Origin of the sequence: Lentzea sp. NPDC058450 (assembly GCF_042721395.1) — a bacterium.
Taxonomy (GTDB): Bacteria; Actinomycetota; Actinomycetes; order Mycobacteriales; family Pseudonocardiaceae; genus Lentzea.
In genome coordinates this window covers 1-12,608 of record NZ_JBHXLO010000027.1, presented here as the reverse complement: position 1 = coordinate 12,608, position 12,608 = coordinate 1, and the positions used below count along the sequence as shown (strand labels likewise).

Annotated in this window: 13 protein-coding genes; 3 read left to right on the top strand and 10 right to left on the bottom strand. The window is 69.3% G+C overall.

Annotated elements, in window-relative coordinates:
- Positions 1-11: 11 nt before the first annotated feature.
- Entirely contained in the window at positions 12-1,007 is a 996-nt protein-coding gene (locus ACFWNN_RS32895) for an NADH:flavin oxidoreductase/NADH oxidase (protein ID WP_382443836.1), read from the top strand.
- Positions 1,008-1,080: 73 nt separating this feature from the next.
- Here the strand turns inward: ACFWNN_RS32895 and ACFWNN_RS32890 are convergent, their stop codons facing one another.
- Positions 1,081-1,269 carry a DUF3073 domain-containing protein gene (locus ACFWNN_RS32890; protein ID WP_191297952.1) on the bottom strand — a complete coding sequence of 63 codons (189 nt, stop codon included), beginning with the start codon at positions 1,267-1,269 and terminating at the stop codon, positions 1,081-1,083.
- A 173-nt stretch (positions 1,270-1,442) separates the two neighbouring features.
- On the opposite strand from ACFWNN_RS32890, the gene ACFWNN_RS32885 reads away from it, so the two are divergent.
- Positions 1,443-2,303, top strand: coding sequence for a hypothetical protein (locus ACFWNN_RS32885; RefSeq protein WP_382443835.1), 861 nt, complete (start codon positions 1,443-1,445; stop codon positions 2,301-2,303).
- Here ACFWNN_RS32885 and ACFWNN_RS32880 read toward each other — a convergent pair.
- The 5 genes from ACFWNN_RS32880 to ACFWNN_RS32860 are packed head-to-tail and all read right to left on the bottom strand — an operon-like array spanning position 2,246 to position 6,385.
- Entirely contained in the window at positions 2,246-3,427 is a 1,182-nt protein-coding gene (locus tag ACFWNN_RS32880; RefSeq protein ID WP_382443834.1) for an MFS transporter, read from the bottom strand. The genes ACFWNN_RS32885 and ACFWNN_RS32880 overlap by 58 nt on opposite strands.
- A gap of 43 nt (positions 3,428-3,470) precedes the next feature.
- Entirely contained in the window at positions 3,471-4,040 is a 570-nt protein-coding gene (locus tag ACFWNN_RS32875) for an aerial mycelium formation protein (protein ID WP_382443833.1), read from the bottom strand.
- Positions 4,041-4,100: 60 nt separating this feature from the next.
- Positions 4,101-4,925: a 3-keto-5-aminohexanoate cleavage protein gene (locus tag ACFWNN_RS32870; protein ID WP_382443832.1), complete on the bottom strand. Its 825-nt coding sequence runs from the start codon at positions 4,923-4,925 to the stop codon at positions 4,101-4,103.
- Positions 4,926-4,943: 18 nt separating this feature from the next.
- A complete protein-coding gene (locus ACFWNN_RS32865; protein ID WP_382443952.1) occupies positions 4,944-6,026 on the bottom strand; it encodes a YgfZ/GcvT domain-containing protein in 1,083 nt (360 codons plus the stop codon).
- Positions 6,002-6,385, bottom strand: a complete 384-nt coding sequence (locus tag ACFWNN_RS32860; protein WP_382443951.1) for a Fur family transcriptional regulator — start codon at positions 6,383-6,385, stop codon at positions 6,002-6,004. Before ACFWNN_RS32860 ends, ACFWNN_RS32865 begins: the two co-directional genes overlap by 25 nt.
- Positions 6,386-6,456: 71 nt before the next feature.
- Here ACFWNN_RS32860 and ACFWNN_RS32855 point away from each other — a divergent pair, with 71 nt between their 5' ends.
- A complete protein-coding gene (locus ACFWNN_RS32855) occupies positions 6,457-7,299 on the top strand; it encodes an aminodeoxychorismate lyase (protein ID WP_382443831.1) in 843 nt (280 codons plus the stop codon).
- Between the two features lie 27 nt (positions 7,300-7,326).
- Here the strand turns inward: ACFWNN_RS32855 and ACFWNN_RS32850 are convergent, their stop codons facing one another.
- From ACFWNN_RS32850 to ACFWNN_RS32835, 4 genes are all read right to left on the bottom strand, one after another.
- On the bottom strand, positions 7,327-9,861 hold the full coding sequence (locus ACFWNN_RS32850) for a glycosyl hydrolase family 18 protein (RefSeq protein WP_382443830.1): 2,535 nt from the start codon (positions 9,859-9,861) through the stop codon (positions 7,327-7,329).
- Between the two features lie 85 nt (positions 9,862-9,946).
- Positions 9,947-10,810, bottom strand: coding sequence for a biotin-dependent carboxyltransferase family protein (locus ACFWNN_RS32845; RefSeq protein ID WP_382443829.1), 864 nt, complete (start codon positions 10,808-10,810; stop codon positions 9,947-9,949).
- Positions 10,807-11,394 carry a 5-oxoprolinase subunit PxpB gene (gene pxpB / locus ACFWNN_RS32840; protein WP_382443828.1) on the bottom strand — a complete coding sequence of 196 codons (588 nt, stop codon included), beginning with the start codon at positions 11,392-11,394 and terminating at the stop codon, positions 10,807-10,809. Before pxpB ends, ACFWNN_RS32845 begins: the two co-directional genes overlap by 4 nt.
- A gap of 143 nt (positions 11,395-11,537) precedes the next feature.
- The gene (locus tag ACFWNN_RS32835; RefSeq protein ID WP_382443827.1) at positions 11,538-12,149 is read right to left on the bottom strand and encodes an FABP family protein; all 612 of its coding nucleotides are present in this window, start codon (positions 12,147-12,149) and stop codon (positions 11,538-11,540) included.
- Positions 12,150-12,608 lie beyond the last annotated feature (459 nt).

Genomic DNA, 12,608 nt, shown 5'->3' with positions numbered 1-12,608 from the left:
GGAGCCCTTCCGTGAGCCAGCTCTTCTCCCCGTTCACCCTCCGCTCGGTCACGTTGCCCAACCGCATCGCGGTCAGCCCGATGTGCCAGTACTCGGTGTCGAAGGAAGACGGCGTGCCCACCACCTGGCACCTCGTGCACCTGGGTTCCCGCGCGGTCGGCGGCGCGGGCCTCGTCATCGCCGAGGCCACGTCCGTGGAGCCGCGCGGCCGCATCTCGCCGCAGGACACCGGCATCTGGAACGACGAGCAGGTCGAGGCGTGGAAGCCGATCGTCGCGTTCATCAAGGAGCACGGCTCGGTGCCCGCCATCCAGCTCGCCCACGCGGGCCGCAAGGCGATCGGCGACTGGGTGCCGGTGTCGTCCACGACCGAGCCGTTCCCCGGCGGCAACCAGCCGGAGAAGCTGACCAGCACGTCGGAGATCGTCAAGGCGTTCGTCGACGGCGCGCTGCGGGCGCGGGAGGCCGGCTTCGAGGTCATCGAGATCCACGCGGCCCACGGCTACCTGCTGCACCAGTTCTACTCGCCGCTCACGAACGAGGGCAGCCTGGAGGAGCGCATCGCCCTGTCCGTCGAGATCACGGCTGCGGTGCGGGCGGCGGTCGGCCCCGACGTGCCGGTGTTCGTGCGGATCACCGGGAGCGACTGGGTCGAGGGCGCGTGGACGTCCGACGACAGCGTCGTGCTGGCACAGGCGCTCAAGGCCGCGGGTGCGGACCTGATCGACGTGTCCAGCGGCGGCATCGTCGCGCAGGCGGACATCCCGATCGGGCCCGGCTACCAGGTGCCGCTCGCCGAGGCGGTGCGGCAGAAGGCAGACGTGCCCACGGGTGCGGTCGGCCTGATCACCGAGGCGAAGCAGGCCGAGCAGATTGTGACGGACGGTTCCGCCGACCTGGTCCTGCTCGCGCGCGAACTGCTCCGCGACCCGTACTGGCCGCTGCACGCGGCGCAGCAGCTGGGTGTGGAGGTCAGGGCGCCGAAGCAGTACGCCAGGGCGTTCTGAAAGAGCCCTCAGAGTTCAAGGGCTGGGCACCGGGGTCACCGGTTGCCCAACCCTTGAACTCCGAAGGCTGAATTCAGCGACGGTAATCGTCGTAGTCGTCGTACGGGTCGTCGTGTGGCTCGTCGCCACCACCACTCCCGTTCGCCGACCTTTCATCAGTCGACAGCTCGCGCTGCAACGCAGCGAAGTCGGTCTCATGAGAGCTGTATTTGAGCTCCCTGGCGACCTTCGTCTGCTTGGCCTTAGCTCGGCCGCGCCCCATGGCTCGACCCCCTCGCACAGGGACGGGGGCGGCCGGGGGAACGGCGGCCCCACTCGTCTCGACAACTGATTCCTGGTAACTACCGTACCGTGCCGATGGGGTTCCTCGCGACGCGGTAGGCGTGAGACGTACCGCCAAATCTCGCGGTGGCCCCCGAGTGGAAGGATGCACAGGTGCCAAGACCGTTCGTCGCCTACCTACGGGTGTACGAACCGTTATCGGTGTTGGACGCGCAGCTAGCCTCCAAGGTCGAAAAAGCCCTGGAAGCAGGCCCCGTCGCCCGCTCGGAGGCAGGCGAGAGGGAACGCGAGCTGTGGTTGCGATCACAGTTGGGACAAAAGCTGCTCCCGGGCGAGTCGTTCGACGTCATGACGATCAGTCCGGCCGAGGTGCCGACCTCGGAGGCCGCGCGTGTCGGACCGGGTCCACTCGTGTGTCCCCTTGACCTCCGGGCAAGGTCCGCCGCCGCTCTGGTGGGCTTCCTGGCCACCGCGCCGCCGATCCTGCAGGACGCCGCCCTCGACCTGAGCGCCGAAACGGTCCGGGCGCGCGCGTCCGCCGTGATGGCCGAGCTCTCCGGGGGCGCGGTCCACGTGATCTCCACGACGTGGACGGTCCCGCTGCCGTGGTTCACCCTCGTCGACCCCGCCCAGCGCCGTGTCGTGCTGGCGAGCGCCCAGGACGACCCCGAACGGCAGGTGTCGTGGCGCGTGGCGATGGCGGACGCCCGGCGCAGGGTGGCGAGGTCCCTCAAGATCGTCAGGGGCTCCCTGGGCGAGGACGGGCCCGCCAAGATCCTCGCCGACACGGGCCGCTGGCTGGAGCACTTCCACCCGCACTCGGCCGTCGAGCTCGACTACGGCGGCCTGGTGCAGCTGCTGGAGGACAAGGACCTGCTGGAGGACACCTCCGCGGCCGACGTGAACGCCATCGTGGACGCCCTCGAGGCGGACGACGCCGAGGAGGTCGCGCTGCGCTACGAGACCGTGCGCGAGTTCTGGTCGGAGCTCGCCCGCAGGGAACGCCACGGCTGAAGCAGCACCCGCGCGGTCACCCCGCAGGCCGCGGCGAGCACCATCGCCGCAGGCCACGCCACGGTCGTCGCCACGAAGGCGGCGATCGGCGGGGTGATCGCGGCGCTCAGGTAGTTGGCCGAGTTCTGCATCGCGAGCGCCGTCCCGCTGCGGCCCGCCGGCGCCAGCTCCATCGCCTCGGTGACCGCGAGCCCGTTCCAGCACACGGACACGGCCGTCGTCGGGATCAGCACGGCCACCAGCGCCCAGACCGGCGCCTGGTCGAGTGCCGCGATCAGCACCAGCCCGCCGACCGTGACCAGGGAGAGGATCTTCAACGGCCCGATCCGGTTGCGCACCCGGTCCGACCACACGCCCACCCCGAGCCGGGCCGCGCCACCGATCACCTGGGCGATCGCGAAGATCGTCGCCGCCGCCCCGACCGCCACGCCGCGATGGTCGTGCAGCAACGCCACGAGCAGGGTCGTCGTCGTGAACTGCGGCACCACGAGCAGTCCGCTGGCCAGCGACAACCGCAGCAGCCTCGGGTCCTTCAAGATCAGCCCGTGGTCCGTCGACGCCCGGATCGCGCCCGGCGGTTCGCGGACCCAGATCGCCACCGCCAGCGCCACCAGGCCGGTCGCACCGGCCAGCACCACCATCGCACCCGGCACCCCTGCCAGCGCGGCCACAGCGGGCAGCACGGCGGCCGTGAGCGCCGCCCCGAGCGGCGTCGCGGTCTGCCGCACCCCGATCGCGAACCCGCGCTGGGAGGCGCCGAACCACGACATGACGGCCCGCCCGCTCGCGGCGTTGACGCTCGCCCCGAAGAGCCCGGCGCCGAGCAACGCGGCCCCGGCCACCCAGGCGTTGCCGAACGCGGCCGCCGCCAGGCACCCGGCCGCCCCCACGCCGCCGATGGTCATCACGAGCCGTTCGCCGTGCCGGTCCGCGGCGAAGCCCCACGGCACGAGCGCGATCATCGTGCCCAGGTTGACGGCGCCCAGCAGCAGCCCCACCTGGGGCAACGTCAGGTCGAAGTGCTCTCTGAGCTGGGGGCTGATCGCCGGCAGGCCGAGGAAGACGGCCGCGTTGGTGCCCTGCGCCAGAGCCCCGATGCACAGAACGACCCAGCGATACCCCATGGGGGCACGCTAGGTCGCCTGTTCAGAAAGTGGAACGGTTGTCTTATCTCTTGGGACGGTGGTGTCCGCGCTCCGCGGCCAGCAGCTCGTCGACCGAGGCACTCCCGCGCTGGTAGCGCGAGGCGATCTCGGCGTTGAGCTTGTCCACGACCACCTGCACCTCGCGCCGTCGCACCGACACGGACGCCTCTTCCGAGATGAACGTCTCCAGCACTTCGATGAGCTTGGGGTCGTCCAAGGAGCTCACGTCGGAGAGGTCCACGTCGGAGATGAGCGCCTCGACGTGCCGTTGATGCGCATCAGCCCGTGACGGCTCATGGGTCTGATAGCGACCGAGACCGGTCGCGGGACCCACGGCGTTCGTGGAGAGAATCGTGGCCAGCTGCTCTACGACGGCCGAACCACCGGAGCTGCGACGCTCCTGCTCCGCGCGCACGATGTCGATGCGCGCGTGCAACAGCCGTCGCAGGTAGGACAGATCTGTCTCTTCCTGCGCAGCCTCGTCGCGGAGCTCGCGCACCTCTACGAGCGGGCGCTGCTCGACGCCCTCCGTGTAGTCGGGGGCGAGCACCCTGTCGATTCGGCGGCGCCCGCCAGGACGCACCTCGATCACGTGTCCATCCTGCGGTAGATCCTCCTCACCCGCCAACACATCCCATGCACCAAACTTGTCTCAAATGTGCACACCCAGGAGCTTTCGCGCCTCGTCCGGTGTCAGAGCGGGTCGCTGGGCGATCTTGGACAAGCCCGCGGCACGTGCCACGAGCTGTGCGTTGTCCCGCACCGGCACCCCCCGCGAGTAGCTGATGGTGTCTTCCATACCCACTCGGAGATGCCCACCCGCACCCAAAGCGGTGAACATCACGGGAAGGGTCGTCCGGCCGATCCCGGTGGCGGAGAACGTCGCGCCGTCCGGCAGCGCGTTCACCGCGGCGACCAGCGTGGCCGCGTCCCCCGGCATACCGCCCGGCACACCCATCACGAAGTCGACGTGCACGTGCCCGCCCGCGGGCAGTCCGTGCTGGTCCAGGAGGCGCTTGAGCGACGCGAGCTGCCCGATGTCGAAGATCTCGTACTCGGGCACGATGCCGCGTTCCTGCATGCCCTTGTGCAGGGAGACGATGAACTCCCAGCGGTTCATGAACACGTCGTCACCGAAGTTGACGGTGCCCATCGTGCAGGACGCCGAGTCCGGCGCCGCCTCCAGCACGCGCAGCCGGTCGGCCTCGGGATCGTGCACCGACCCGCCGGTCGACAGCTGCACGACGAGGTTGGTCTCGGCGCGCAGAGCCTCGACGGTGGCCTTCAGGCGACCCAGGTCCAGCGACGGCTTGGCGTCCTCGCCGCGGATGTGGACGTGGATCATCGCCGCGCCGACCTGCTCGCAGCTCTGCGCCGTCTTGACCAGCTCTTCCAGGGTCACCGGAAGCTGCGGGACGTCGGCTTTCGCGTGCTCCGCTCCTGTTGGAGCGACAGTGATGAGCGTGCCCTGAGACATGTACCGGACTTTAGGGGCTCACGCCCTCAAGTTGCGAACAGCCTCTCGACCCAGTCCGGGCGTGTCCGCGGGCACCGAGTCGGGGTCGATTCGGGCAGGAACCTCCCGTTCGGGGGCTCCCGCGAGCAGCTCGGCGTCGATCGGTACAGACCGCTTGACCAGCGCCAACGCGATCGGGCCCAGCTCGTGGTGCTGCACGACGCTGCCCACCCGGCCGACCGCGCGGCCGTCCAGCGTGACCGGGTCACCGGTCTCCGGCGTGCCGTCGGCAGAACCATCCAGGTGGAGTAGGAGCATTCGCCTGGGCGGGCGTCCCACGTTGTGGACCTTCGCGACCGTCTCCTGGCCGCGGTAGCAGCCCTTGCTCAGGTGCACGGCCGGGTCGATCAGCCCGACCTCGTGCGGGATCGTGCGCTCGTCGGTGTCGATGCCCTGGCGTGCGCGCAGCGACTCGACCCGCAGCGCCTCGAAGGCGAAGCTGCCGGCCGGGCGCGCGCCCGCGTCCGTGATCCGCTGCCACCACGCCGCCTTCTCGTCCCGCGGGACGAGAAGGTCGAACGAGTGCTGACCGGGCCACGACGTGCGGCGCACGAATCCCTCGCCGAGCGCGTCGGCGCCGGACGGCACCGGGACGCCGAGCTTCTCCAGCAACGCGGGGGCGTCCGGGCCGGTGATCGTCAGCAGCGCGAACTCGGCGCCGGCGTCGCGCGGCTCGACCTTCGACCAGAAGACCATCTTCTTCAGGTACGCGAGCAGGTCGTCGACCTTCTCGACGTCCAGGAACACCGTGCCGCCGACGTTCGCGACGACCATGTGGTGCTCCAGTCGGCCCTGGGCGTCCAGGACCAGCGCCTCGGTCGCCGAGCCCTCGCCCAGCTGCTCGAAGTGCTGGCTGGTGAGCTGGTGCAGCCAGGTGAGCCGGTCCTGGCCAGGGATCGCGATGACACCCCGGTTCGAGCGGTCCACCACGACGACCGCGCGGGCGGCCGAGCGTTGTTCGGCGAACGGGTCCCCGTAGTGCCAGGCGACGCCGGCGTCGGTCGAGTCGTCGGGCGGCGGGACGGCTCCGGGGAGAGTCACTCGGTCTCCTGGTTCAGGCAGTCGCGGCAGGTGCCGGACAGGGCTAGATGGGTTGCATCAAGTTCGAACCCGTCCCGAGCCCGCAATGTTCCGACCAACGGGTCGAGAAGCTCACACGGGATCTCCTGCACCGCGCCGCACATGTGACACACGAGGTGCACGTGCTGGTGATCGTCGACCGAGTAGCTCGGCGCACCGTGGCCCAGGTGCGTGTGCCGCACCAGTCCGAGCCGGTCGAGCAGGTCGAGCGTGCGGTAGATCGTCGTGATGTTGACCGTCGGCGCCGTCTCCTGGACGCGCTGACAGATCTGCTCGGGTGTCGCGTGTTCCAGCGACCTGACCGCGTCCAGCACGAGCTGACGCTGCGGCGTCATCCTCATGCCGCGGTCGTGCAGCGTTTTGCGCAGCCCTCTTGCGGTCTCCACGCACCTGATGTTAGTAGGCTCGTTCCATGCGCGTGCTGGCACTGCTCGACGGAACCCTCGCTGACCCCGACTCGCCGCAGATCCGCGTCGAGGACCTCGGACTCATGCGCGGTGACGGCGTGTTCGAAACGATCCTCGTGGTCGACGGGAAGCCCCGCGAACTCACGCCCCACCTGGACCGGCTCGACCGGTCCGCGGCCATGCTCGACATGGCGCCCCCTCCTCGTGCGGAGTTTGAGCGCGCGGTCGAGCTCGTGATCGGCAACTGGGCCGGTGGCGCCGAGTTCGCCCTCAAGCTCGTCTACACCCGCGGCGTCGAGGGCGGCGACGGCACGCCCACCGGCTTCGCACTGGGCATGGAGATCGGCGCGAAGGTGCTCAAGCAGCGCGCCGAGGGCCTGTCCGCCGTGACGCTGGACCGCGGCATCGACGCCGACCTCGCGTCGCGCGCGCCGTGGCTGCTGCTGGGCGCCAAGTCGCTGTCGTACGCGATCAACATGGCCGCGCTGCGCGAGGCCGACCGCCGCGGTGCCGCCGAGGTCGTCTTCACGACGTCGGACGGCTCGGTGCTCGAAGGCCCGACCTCGACGCTGATCCTGGTGCGCGGCAAGACGTTGGTGACGCCGCCGTCCGAGCTCGGCATCCTGCCCGGCACCACGCAGTACGCGCTGTTCCGCGCCGCAGAGCGCGCCGGCTGGACCGTCTCCGTGGAGCCGATCCAGACCAGCGAGCTCTACGACGCCGAGGGCGTGTTCCTGGCGTCCAGCGTCCGCAAGATCACGCGGGTGAACGTGCTGGACGGCAAGCAGCTGGCCGACTCGTCGGCCCTGCTCACCGAGCTGCAGGGCCTGTACGAGTCGGAGTACTGAGAAGGGGCGCGGCCGCGCCCCTTCCGGTCAGCGGAGTCCGGCGTCGACCGCGGCCATCAACGGGCCGCGGTCACCCGACATCTCCCAGAACATCGCGCCCAGCAGGTTCTTCGACTTGAGCCAGGCGGTCTTCTTCTGGATCGACCAGGCGTCGTCGAAGGTCCACCACTGGTTGCCGGTGTAGCAGGACGTCGCGACCGCCACCTCGTCGTGGAAGACGGTGCAGTTCGGCACCGACGCGACCAGGTTGGCGTACCCGCGCGTGCCCGACTCCTCCGGGAACTGACCGGGAGCCGCACCTCCCGCGGTCTGCCACTCGCCGTTCTTGCCGCCGTTGGCCACGTTCTGCCAGCCGCGGCCGTAGAACGCGAGCCCGAGCGTGATCTTGCGGGACGGCACGCCCGCGTCGAGGTAGGCCTGCACGGTGCTCTCGACGCTGAACTTGGTGGTGTACGGGTCGTCCGGGTCCGGGTAGAGGTTGCCCTGGTGACCGGTCCGGTTCGGCTCCCACGAGTTGTCGCTGCCGGAGCCGTGGAAGTCGTAGCCCTGGACGTTGAAGATGTCCATCGACTGCGCGACCCGCCCGAGCTCCCAGCCGGCCTGGATCTTGCCGGGGTCGGCCGGGGTGAACGCGGTGAGCTGGTAGCGCTTGCCGGTCGTGGTGCTGTAGGCGTCCATCTGCCGGCGGAACTCCTCGATCAACAGGGTGTTGTTGACCTTGTCCTGCGGCCCGAAGTGGTTGCCCGCGTGGCCTTCCGCGCCCGGCCACTCCCAGTCGAGGTCGAAGCCGTCGAAGATGTTCGCCGCCGTGCCTGGGCCGCCCGCACCGTTGTAGACGGGCAGGTTTCCCTTGAGGTAGACGTCGATGCACGACGCCACGAACTTCTTGCGCGCCGCGTCCGTCGCCGCCACGTCGGAGAAGTACTTGGAGTACGTCCAACCGCCGAGCGAGATCAGCACCTTGAGGTTCGGGAACTTGGCCTTGAGCTTCTTGAGCTGGTTGTAGTTGCCGCGCAACGACTCCCAGCCGCTGTCCGCCACTCCGTCGACGGACTGCGCCGCGCTCATCGGCCTGCTGTAGTCGGCTTCCGCGTCACCCGCGCCGTCACCCTGGTTCGGGTCCTGCGGGTTCGGGCTGGTGCCCTTCGTGACGCCGTGCAGACACGTCAGGTTGACCGGGTCGATGTTGCCGAACGCGTAGTTGACGTGCGTCATCTTCGCGGCGTCCATGTCCTTCACGAAGTACTGGCGTCCGTAGATGCCCCACTGCACGAAGTACCCGACACGGGCATAACCGCCGACGATGTCACCGGTGCGTTCGTTCAGCGCGTTGCTCGGCTGGGACACGTTGTCGTAGATGTCCCTTGCCCTGACGGTGAACGTGTAGTTCGTGGACGGCGAGAGGCCTGCGATCACCGCGGTGGTGCCGGTGACCGTCGTCTTGACGGTGCTGCCGACGTAGACGTCGTAGTTCGCGACGCCGCGGTTGTCCGTGGAGGCGTTCCAAGCCAACGTGACGCTGCCGGCGTCCTTGGCCGTCGCGCGCAGGTTGCCCGGCGCGGTCGGCGGCGTGGTGTCGTCGGCGGGGTTGTTGGTGGTGACGCTGACGGCGTTGCTCGCGGGGCTTTGCGTGCCCTTGGAGTCCTTGGCCCGCACCGTGAACGTGTACGCGGTGTTCGGGGTCAGGCCGGTGATGGTCGCGGACGTCGTGGTGGAGGTGCCCACGACGTTGGTGCCGCTGTAGATGTCGTAGCTCGACACCGGTAGCGAGCCGGACGTGGAGGCGTTCCACTGCAGGCTGACCGAGCGGGTGGTCTTCGTCGGCGACGTGAGGTTCGTCGGCGCGGTCGGCGGGGTGTCCGCGCTGCCGTCGCAGTTGGCGTTGCTGATGCGGCACGTCACCGGGTCGACGTTCTGGCTGATGGAGAACGTCGGGCTGTACGGCTCAGTGGTCGCGCCGGGGTTGATGGTCTTGTTGTAGTAGGCGGGGGTCACGGTGACCTGGGTGCCGTTCTGCGCGACCGTGCCGTTCTGGCCGTTGCTCACCGTCACGCCGTTGGGCAGCGTGAACTGGATGGACCAGTCCGTGACGGCGGCACTGCCGTGGTTGCGCACGACGAACTTCGCGCTGCCTCCGGCGACCGAGTACTCGGCGGTCAGCCCGGTCGGAGGCGGCGGTGCCGTGCCACTCCCGTCGCACGCCATGTTGTTGATGGTGCAGGAGGTCGGGTCGACCGCCTGGGTCATCGAGAACGTGGGGCTGTACGGCTCGGTGTTGCGTCCGGCCGGCAGGTTGTTGATGTAGAAGGCAGGAGTGAGCGTCACTCTCGTGCCGTTCTGGGTGATCGTCGCGTTCTGCGGGTTGCTCGCGGTCACCCCGGCGGGCAGGTCGAACTTGACCGACCACCCGTTGAGCGCGGTCGTGCTCGCGTTGGCGACCACGAACTTGCCCGTCGTACCGGAGCGGGAGAAGGTCGCGGTGATACCCGTGTCGGCCTGTGCGGGGACAGCCAACGCGAGGAGCGCGACCAGACTTGTTAACAGGGCAGGGATTCGGCGCATGCGGAACTCCAGTTTGGTAGAGATTCCGCGGCGGCCTGGTGGTCACGGTATTTGGTCTGGACCACTCCGTCAATGGCTGCCGGCGTCAGTCGACGGGCCTGAACCGGATGGTCGTCCCCGGCCGCGCCTGCCCGAGAAAGCCCAGGTGGTGGTGGTCGACGACGCCGATGACGGGGTAGCCGCCCGTCGTCGGGTGGTCGTTGAGGAACACCACGGGTTGCCCGTCCGGCGGCACCTGCACCGCGCCGGTGATCATTCCTTCGCTGGGAATCTCCCCGTCACGACGATTCAGCTTGGTCCCCTGCAGCCGCGCGCCGACTCGGTTGCTGCGGTCCGACACCGTCCACACGCCTTGGCGCAGCTGGCTTTCCGCGTCGTCGAACCAGTCGTCCCGCGGGCCGAGCCTGATCGGGATGACCAACGTTTGCAGGGCTTCGGCGGGAAGCACGACATCGGCGTGGTTCGGTTGGCCCGGCGTCCCAAGTCTTAGGACGTCGTTGTCCCGCAACGGGTCTGGACCGATTCCGCTGAGCAGGTCGGTGGACCTGCTGCCCAGCTCCTCCGCCGCCTCGATGCCGCCGGAGAGGGCGACGTACGTGCGCAGCCCGGTTTCCGGCGTGCCGATGGTGACGCGTTGTCCGGCGGCGACGAGGAGTGGCTGGTGCGAGTCCCTGAGCCTGCCGTCGACGTGGACCCTGGTGCTGGGCCCGGTGACCGCGATGGTGCAGGCGGTCCCGGCGCGCAGCTCCGCGCCACCGAGGAGGAGCTCCAGTCCGGCGGCGCTCTCCTCGTTGCCGACGAGGCGGTTGGCGAGCTTGAGGCTGTGCTGGTCGAGCGCGCCGGAAGGGGGGACGCCGAGGTGCGCGTGGCCCGGTCGGCCGAGGTCCTGGACGAGGGCCTGGGGACCGGTCTTGAGGACGGTGATCGTGCGGGGCGCGGTCGTGCTCATGCGATCACGAACCTGACCTGGTCGCCCGGCTGCATCAGGGCCGGGGTCTCGGCCCTGGCGTCGAACAGGGTGATCTCGGTGCGCCCGATGAGCCGCCAGCCGCCCGGTGTGGCCCGCGGGTAGGCCGCGGTGAACTCGCCGGCGATGCCGACCGAGCCCTGCGGAACCTTGGTCCGCGGCGAGTCGAGCCGGGGTTGCTGGAGGACCTGCGGCAGTCCGGTGAGGTAGGCGAAGCCCGGCGCGAACCCGCAGAACGCGACCTCGTAGGTGGCGGCGGTGTGCTGCTTGACGACGTCGTCCGGCGTCGTGCCGGCTGTCTCGGCGACCAGTTCGAGGTCGGGGCCGTCGTAGATCACCGGGATGGTGATCTCGCGCGGGTCCGTTTTCGGCGCGGTGCCGAGGTCGACGGTCCGCAGCACCTCCCTGACCCGGCCGAGCGCGCCCTTGACCAGCACCGTTCGCGCCGCCGGGACCAACTCCTCGACGCCGTCCAGGTGCTCGAGGGCCGCGCGCACGGCCGCCACCTCGCTCAACGAGTCGACCTCGACCAGGAGCGCGTCGGCTCCGCAGCGCCGCAGAAGCATGCACCCATGCTACGGGGAATCGTGGGATTGTTGAACAATCCGACACGCAGATCGTTGAACAATCCGGCGATCCAGCAGTGTCAGGAGTGCCGCGATCACGCCGGACCGATCACCGATCCGGCGTCCACCAGACCTCCGGCGAGCTAGCCGACGATGCGCTTGAGGTGAGCCGACGCGTGCGGCTGCATCTCCTGGCCCACCATGGCGCGCTCCTCGACGTACGCGAGGTCGCCGTTCACCACGCCGTACAGGCGCTGAGCGGCCTTGACCTCCTTGGCCGTGGCGGAGCGGATGACGGCGTCCGTCTCGAACTCCCACGACGTCTGCGTGCGCACCTTGCCGTAGTACAGCTCCACGATGCCCGTGTTGTGCGTCAGCAACAGCTCGATCGAGTCGTCCGGCTGCGGCCGCCAGAACCCCTGCTCGCGAGCAGCCGGCCGAATGACCTCGCCGGCCTCGTTGAGCAGCCAGGACCGCGCCTCGTAGACGAGGAACGGCCGCCCGTCGTGGGCGAACGTGATCTGCTGGCCGAAGCGGAACGGCCCCTCGATCGTTGGGTAGACGATCTCGCCCTCGCCTCGCCACACCCCGACCAGGGGAAGGACGCCCAGCAGGGCGTCGTTCAGGTCCGCACCCTCGCGGAGGTTCGCCGTGTCGCCGGGAATCGGCATGTCGGCGAACTGCGGGAGGTTGCGTTCCCTCGTGGCGGCCGCGCGTTCCTCGGCCAGGCGGATGGCCTCGTCGCCGCTGCTCATCGCTGGTCGGAGTAGAGGCGGTAGACGACGTAGCCGGCGAACCACATAACGGCGATCGTCACTAGCACCAGGAGTCCGGTGAAGATGTGTTCCACGGGGAGAGGATATCTCGGGCGGGTTGACGTGCAGGGTTGTGGTGGTGGACGACACCGGGTCGCGTCGGTTGGCGTGCCGCGCCGGTTGAGTGGGTCGTCCCCCTGTTGCGTTGGCGGCCGGCGGTTTGTGCGTGCGTAGGTGGGCGCGTTGGGCTGGCCTGTTCCTGTTTCAAGCGCGGGGCTCCGCCCCGGACCCCGCCAATCTGATCAAAAGCCGGGGCCAGCGCCCTCGGCGGGTTGATGGCACGCCTGTTGGTTTGGGCGGCTTGCTGTTGCGTTGTTGGTTGCGTTGGTGGGGTGGCTTCGTCACGAGTCGAGCCAAGAGCGGGCCACATCAGAGGAGGGGTGTCAAACGGACGAAGAG